The 6584-nt window shown below is 67.7% G+C and carries 6 protein-coding genes; 3 read left to right on the top strand and 3 right to left on the bottom strand.

What is annotated here, in order from left to right:
* A partial coding sequence (locus tag VLF18_RS07900; RefSeq protein WP_325279076.1) for a cadherin-like domain-containing protein occupies positions 1-1015 on the top strand: 1015 nt, incomplete at its 5' end.
* Between the two features lie 52 nt (positions 1016-1067).
* Here VLF18_RS07900 and VLF18_RS07895 read toward each other — a convergent pair.
* From VLF18_RS07895 to VLF18_RS07885, 3 genes are all read right to left on the bottom strand, one after another.
* A complete protein-coding gene (locus VLF18_RS07895) occupies positions 1068-1898 on the bottom strand; it encodes a UDP-2,3-diacylglucosamine diphosphatase (protein ID WP_325279075.1) in 831 nt (276 codons plus the stop codon).
* A gap of 69 nt (positions 1899-1967) precedes the next feature.
* On the bottom strand, positions 1968-2612 hold the full coding sequence (locus tag VLF18_RS07890; RefSeq protein WP_325279078.1) for an SGNH/GDSL hydrolase family protein: 645 nt from the start codon (positions 2610-2612) through the stop codon (positions 1968-1970).
* Between the two features lie 16 nt (positions 2613-2628).
* Complete coding sequence (locus tag VLF18_RS07885) at positions 2629-3876, bottom strand: aminotransferase class I/II-fold pyridoxal phosphate-dependent enzyme (protein ID WP_325279074.1); 1248 nt, start codon at positions 3874-3876, stop codon at positions 2629-2631.
* Positions 3877-4289: 413 nt separating this feature from the next.
* Between VLF18_RS07885 and VLF18_RS07880 the strand changes: the two genes are divergently transcribed.
* Positions 4290-5396 (top strand): efflux RND transporter periplasmic adaptor subunit, encoded by a 1107-nt coding sequence (locus VLF18_RS07880; RefSeq protein WP_325279073.1) that lies wholly within the window; start codon positions 4290-4292, stop codon positions 5394-5396.
* A gap of 59 nt (positions 5397-5455) precedes the next feature.
* Positions 5456-6535, top strand: coding sequence for a ribosome small subunit-dependent GTPase A (gene rsgA, locus VLF18_RS07875; protein WP_325279072.1), 1080 nt, complete (start codon positions 5456-5458; stop codon positions 6533-6535).
* Positions 6536-6584 lie beyond the last annotated feature (49 nt).

Below are 6584 nucleotides of genomic sequence, written 5' to 3'. Positions count from 1 at the left end.
GCCGGCGCAGCCGGTCGAGTGGCGGCGCGAACCGGTCGCCGCACCGGCGGCCTGGATCGAGCGCGCGCTGCGCAATCCGGCGCAGCACAAGCGCACGGTCGACGTGTACCGCTTCGAACGCAGCGCGACATCGACGACGCTGGGTCCGCGCGAGTTCGCGAACACCGGTCCGAACGCGGCCGACGACAGCATCGCGATAGCGCGCGACGCCGCGGCGACGAGCATTCCGGTGCTCGCCAACGACACCGACCCGGAGAACGATCCGCTGACGGTCGTCGGCACGTCCTCGCCGGCGCACGGCACGGTGACGTTTACCGCGGGTCAGGTCAGCTACACGCCGGCCGCGGGCTACGTCGGTACCGACAGCTTCACCTACACGATCAGCGACGGCTTCGGCGGCAGCGATACCGCGACGGTGACCGTCACGATCGGCAGCGGCGGCAATCGTCCGCCGGTCGCGGCGAACGACACCGCGCAGACGCCGCCGGCGACGCCGGTGCGCATCGCCGTGCTGGCCAACGACAGCGATCCCGACGGCGACACGCTGTCGATCGCGTCGGTCGGCACGCCGGCTCACGGCATCGCCGTGCGCAACGTCGACGGCACGGTGACCTACACGCCGGCCGCGGGTTTCGAGGGCAGCGACAGCTTCAGCTACGTGATCAACGACGGTCGCGGCGGCAACGCGACGGCACAGGTCGCGGTCACCGTGGCCGCCGGCGCGAATCGTCCGCCGGTCGCGCTCGACGATTCGATCGGCGTGCTCAAGGGCGGCGGGGTCGACATCCCGGTGCTGGCCAACGACAGCGATCCCGACGGCGACCTGCTGCGCGTGATCGCCGTGGAAAATCTCGGTCCGCACCAGGCGACGCTGACGATCAACGCGAACGGCACGATCCGCTTCGAGCACATCCACGGCACGAACGGGCCGGGCCGCATCCGCTACACGGTCACCGACGACAACGGCCACGAGGTCTCGGCCGTCGTCACGGTCAACGTGACCGAGATTCCGTAAGCCCATCGTTTCAGGGCTGCGACGACGCCGGCTTCATGCCGGCGTCGTCGTTTCAGCCGCGCGCGCTGAGCGCCTGCGCCCAGGCCGGAACCGGTGCAAGCTGCGGTCGCGACTCGCCGGCAGCCGCGCGCATCAGCGCGGCGCGGCGTTCGCTCCAGTGCAGCAGTTCCAGCGTGCCGTCGAGGTGTTCGACGAGCGCCGTGCAGTGCTCGACCCAGTCGCCGTCGTTCAGATACAGCACGCCGTCGTGTTCGCTCAGATGGCCGAAGTGAATGTGTCCGCAGATCTGGCCGTCGAGGCCGAGTTCGCGCGCCCGCGCGGTCGCGAGCGATTCGTAGCGGCGGATGTAGGCGAGGGCCTTGCCGATCCGCGATTTCGCGAGAATCGACAGCGCGTAGTAGGGCAGGCGCAGGCGCCGGCGCAGCGCATTGAGCTTGCGGTTGGCCAGACAGATCAGCCGGTACGCGTAGTCGCCGAACCAGGTCAGCCAGGTCTTGCCCTGGTGTTCCGGATCGAATTCGTCGCCGTGGCTGACGCGCAGGCGCTTGCCGTCGGCGGTGGTGTGGACGGTGTCGAGCAGGACCTCGATCGCGCCGATGGACTGGCCGGCCATGCCGCGGAAACGGCAGTCGTGGTTGCCCGGGATGTAGACGACGCGCGTACCGTTTGCGGCAATGTCGAGAAATTCCGCGAGCACTTCGCTGTGTCGCGCCGGCCAGTACGGCGCCAGTTCCATCGCCTCGAGATCGATGATGTCGCCGACGAGGTAGAGCTGGTCGCAGCGTGTCGAGCGCAGGAAATCGAGCAGAAAGTCCGCGCGGCAGTCGCGCGTGCCCAAATGAACGTCGGAAATGAAGATGCTGCGGAAGCGCAGGCGCTCCATGGCACGCTCTGGTAGTCAAGCCGGCGCAAGACTAGAACCGTCGCGTCTCCGTTGCGTTGCCGAACCGGGTCACGGCGATGACAGCGCCTGCCTGGCGAGCGGATGAATCGTCGCGAGCCAGCCGGCGTACTGGCGGCCCGACGGATGCAGACCGTCTTCGGCGAGCTGCGCGGCGTCGGCGCCGGCGTCGCGCGAAATCGCGCAGACGTCGGCCCAGGCCACGTGCTTCCGCCGCGCTTCCTCGCGATTGATCGCGTTGAACGCATCGAGTTCACGCGCGATGGTCGCGGACTCGCGGCCGGATTCGCGGCCGAAGCGCGTCACGCCCCAGTCGGGAATCGACACGACGACGACGCGTTCCGGACGCAGCCCCGCGAGTGCGATCGCACGCTGCAGCAGCGCGGCGAATTCGCGGCGGTAGTTGTCGAGATCGCGGCCGCGGTACTGATTGTTGACGCCGATCGACAGACTCACGAAGTCGTAGGGCGGCACAAGCGTGGCCGTGTCCATGCCGGCCGAGAGTTCGTCGGTGGTCCAGCCGGTCGTCGCGACGATCTGCGGATCGCCGATCGCGATGCCGTCGGCGCGCAGGCGCGCGACGAGCTGCTGCGGCCAGCGCTGCTCCGGTGCGACGCCTTCGCCGATCGTGTAGGAATCGCCGAGCGCGAGATAGCGCAGCGGTTCGGCGTCGTCACTCGAGAGGCCGGCCGCCATGCCGGCGAGCAGCAGCTCAGGCCACATGACGCGCCGGCGCGCCGCGTGCGGCGATGCGGCCGAGGCAGCGGTCGATGCGCGTGAACACCTCGTCGATCTCGCCCGGCTGCGGCAGCAGGGTCATGCGGAAGTGATTGCGTTCGCGGATGTTGAAGCCGCCGCCCGGCACGACCAGCACGCTTTCGGTCTCCAGCAATTCGAGCGCGAAGTCTTCGTCGTCGAACTTGTCGAGACGCTGCGTGCGCACCGACGGGAACGCATACAGCGCGCCCTGCGGCGCGATCACATCGAGGAACTCGCTGCGCGCCACGCCGTCGATGACGGCACGTCGTGCCGCATGCAGCCGGCCACCGTCGCGGACGAGTTCGCTCATGGTGTCCGGGCCGTTCAGCGCGGGCTCGATCGCCCATTGCGTCGGCACGTTCGCGCAAAGGCGCAACGCGGAAAGAAGATCCAGCGCGGCGCGGAATTCGCCGAACTTCGCCGGCGCGCCCGACAGGCTGATCCAGCCGACGCGGTAGCCGCAGGCGCGATGCATCTTCGACAGGCCGCTGTAAGTGATGCACGGCGTTTCGCCGGCCAGTGCGGCGAGCGGATGGAACTCGGCGCCGTCGTAGAGGATGCCATCGTAGATTTCGTCGGACAGCAGCAGCAGGCGATGACGCTCGGCGACCTGCACCAGCGCCTGCAGCAGCTCGCGCGGATAGACCGCGCCGGTCGGATTGTTGGGATTGATCAGCACGAGTGCGCGCGTGCGCGGCGTGATCAGGGCTTCGATCTCGTCGGGATCGGGCAGATGGTCGCGCGACGCCGGACACGGGTAGTAGCGCGCGCGTCCGCCGTTGAGTACGGTCGCCGCGCTCCAGAGCGGATAGTCCGGGCTCGGCAGCAGTACTTCCTCGCCGCTGTTGAGCAACGCGCGCAGGGTCAGGTCGATCAGTTCCGACACGCCGTTGCCGATGAATACGTTGTCGGCGTGCGCACCGATCGCGCCGCGGGCCGCTTCGCGGGCGGCGATCGCTTCGCGCGCCCCCTGCAGACCCTGCTGATGACAGTAGGCCTCGCTGCGATGCAGGTTGGCATTGATGGTGTCGCGCAGATGCGCGGGAACGCTGAAACCGAACAGACCGGGGTTGCCGATATTGAGGCGCACGATGTGGCGGCCTTCGGCTTCGAGCTCGCGGGCGCGTCGCGACAGAGCCCCGCGGATCTCGTAACGAACATCACCGAGACGGGAACTGACGGGAACGGTGCGCTGCGGCATTGCGGTGGGTCCTTTTCGAGTCGCCGCATCCTAGCGGCTGATCGGCGAATGTCCAAACAACGGTCCGTCACATTTATGGCAAAAAACCGGCGCTTTGCTGCGTTGCGTCGGACGGTGCGCGACCGCGGCGTCGCCTGGCGCAACCTTTGCTGCCGCACGCGCATCAGAGGGACCTGCATGTCTGGAAATACGGTCGGGAATGTTTTGCGGCTCGCGGGCTGACCCGGTCATTTCTGCGTTCGGCGTCGGTGGCCTGATCGGTCCGGGCTGCCGCGAGCATTCCTGCCGAGGCAGCCGGAAGTCATTGTTTCTTCCGGCAGTCGTGGTCCGTAACACCGGCTCGCTACGATGGACTTGACCGTTTCGAAACTAGTGTTGTAGTCTACTACAACACTATCTCAATAGAGATCGCCATGAAGACGTCTGTTTTTGCCTCCCTGATCCTGCTGTCGGCCGCCGTAGCGGGGCCGCTGCTGACCGGCTGCGCCGGCGAGGCTCAGTCGACGACCGCCGCCGAGAAGCCCAAGGCCGAAGAGCCGAAGGCCGAGGTGATCCCGGTCGAAGTCGCTGCCGTCACCCAGGGCGATATCACCGCACGCTACGCCGGCACCGCGACGCTCGAAGCCGAGCGCGAAGCCAAGGTCGTCAGCGAGATCGGCGGCGTCGTGCTGTCGCTGGGCGCCGAAGAAGGGCAGTTCGTCCGCAAGGGCCAGGTGCTGGCCAAGCTCGACGCCGAGCGCCACGCCGTGCTGCTGCGCCAGGCCGAAACCGAACTCGAGCGCCTGAAGCATCAGGATGCGCGCAACGAAAGCCTGTTCCAGCGCCAGTTGATCGCGCGCAATACCTACGAGCAGAACAAGTCCGACCTGACCACGCGCAAGGCTGAAGTGGACCTCGCGCGTCTGAGTCTGTCCAAGTGCGCCGTCATCGCGCCGTTCGATGGAGTCGTCACGCGCCGCTGGGTCAAACAGGGCCAGCTGCTCAAGGTCAACGAGGTCGCGTTCGAGATGGCCGATTTCCGCGAACTCAAGGCGCGCCTGCGCGTTCCGGAGCGCGCGAGCGCCGCGCTGAAGCCTGGCCAGATCGTCGACTACCACGCCGACGCACTGCCGGAAGAGCGTTTCAGTGCCGAAGTCGAGCGCGTCAGCCCGGTCGTCGATGCCGCCAGCGGCACGGTGGACATCGTCGTGGCCGTCGACAACTCCAGCGGCAAGCTGCGCCCGGGCCTGTTCTCGCGACTGGACATCGCCTACGACAACGTGGCCGCGGCGATCCTGGTCCCGAAGACGGCACTGCTCACCGGCGACCGCGACAACAGCGTGTTCGTGATCCGCGACAACAAGGCGCAGCGCGTCGCGATCAAGCTCGGCTACGAGTCGGGCAACAACGTGCAGGTGCTGCACGGTCTGAGCCCGGGTACCGACGTCGTCGTCGCCGGCCAGAGCGCGCTCAGCGACGGCAGCGAAGTCGAAGCCCTGCGTGCCGAAGCGAAGAAGGCCGACGTCGTCGCCAAGCGCTGAGCCGCGCGTCCAGCAATTCCACCGCAGCCCGGCCTCGGGCTGCGGTTAGAATCCGCCCCATGCTGACCCCGGAACTCCGTGCGCGCCTGGCCCGTATCGGCTGGAGCGACGCCATCGTGCTGCCCGAGGACGTGCCGTCCGGCCATCTGCCGGCGCGCGTCATCATTCAACATCGCAACGGCTATGTCGTTCATGACGGCGCCAGCGAGTTCACGGTGCAGCCGGCGCCGCGCTTCCTCAAGCGCAGCCTCGATCCGGTCGAGCGACCCGCGGTCGGCGACTTCGTGCTGCTCAAGCCCGGCAAGCCGGCGCAGATCGAGACCGTGCTGCCGCGCCATGCGACGTTGTCGCGCGCCGCGGCCGGCGAGCGCTATCAGCGCCAGCTCATCGCGACGAACGTCGACAGCGTGCTCGTGCTCATGGGCCTCGACGGCGACTTCAACCCGCGCCGGCTCGAACGCTATCTCGCGCTGATCCAGGCATCGGGCGCGACCTGCGTCGTCGTGCTGACGAAGGCCGACCGTCACGACGACCTCGATGCGCTGCTCGTCGATGTCGGCGAAGTCCTGCCGCCGGACATCATCGTCCACGCGGTCAACGCAAAGGACCCGGACAGCGTCGCCGTGCTTCATCCCTATCTCGGCACCGGTCGCACTGCCGTGGTCGTCGGATCCTCGGGCGTCGGCAAGTCGACGTTGACCAACACATTGCTCGGCGAGGAACGTCAGGCGACCAAAGCCGTGCGCGAACACGACAGCCGCGGCCGGCACACGACGACGTTTCGCGCATTGATCCCGCTGCCGCAGGGCGGCTGCCTCATCGACACGCCGGGCATGCGCGAGCTCAAGCTGACCGGCGAGGAAGACCTGCAGGCCGGCCAGTTCGCCGACATCGACAGCCTCGCCATGCAATGCCGCTTCGGCGACTGCGCGCACCAGTCCGAGCCCGGCTGTGCCGTCCGTGTCGCGCTCGACAGCGGCGAACTCGATCCCGAGCGCTGGGCAAACTATCAGAAACTGCGCGACGAACTGCAGGCGCAGGCGAGCAGCCTCGAAGCGCAGCTCAAGCGCAAGAGCGAAGCCAAGGTGCTGAACAAGGCGCTCGGCAAGCGACTCAACGAGAAATACGGGCATCGGTAGGTCGGGGTGAGCCGCAGGCGAACCCCAACATCGTGGTGACTCTGCTACG

The sequence above is a fragment of the Tahibacter sp. genome (assembly GCF_035481375.1).
Classification (GTDB): domain Bacteria; phylum Pseudomonadota; class Gammaproteobacteria; order Xanthomonadales; family Rhodanobacteraceae; genus Tahibacter.
The sequence above is the reverse complement of the archived record's forward strand: the minus strand, read 5'-3'. Positions and strand labels throughout refer to the sequence as shown.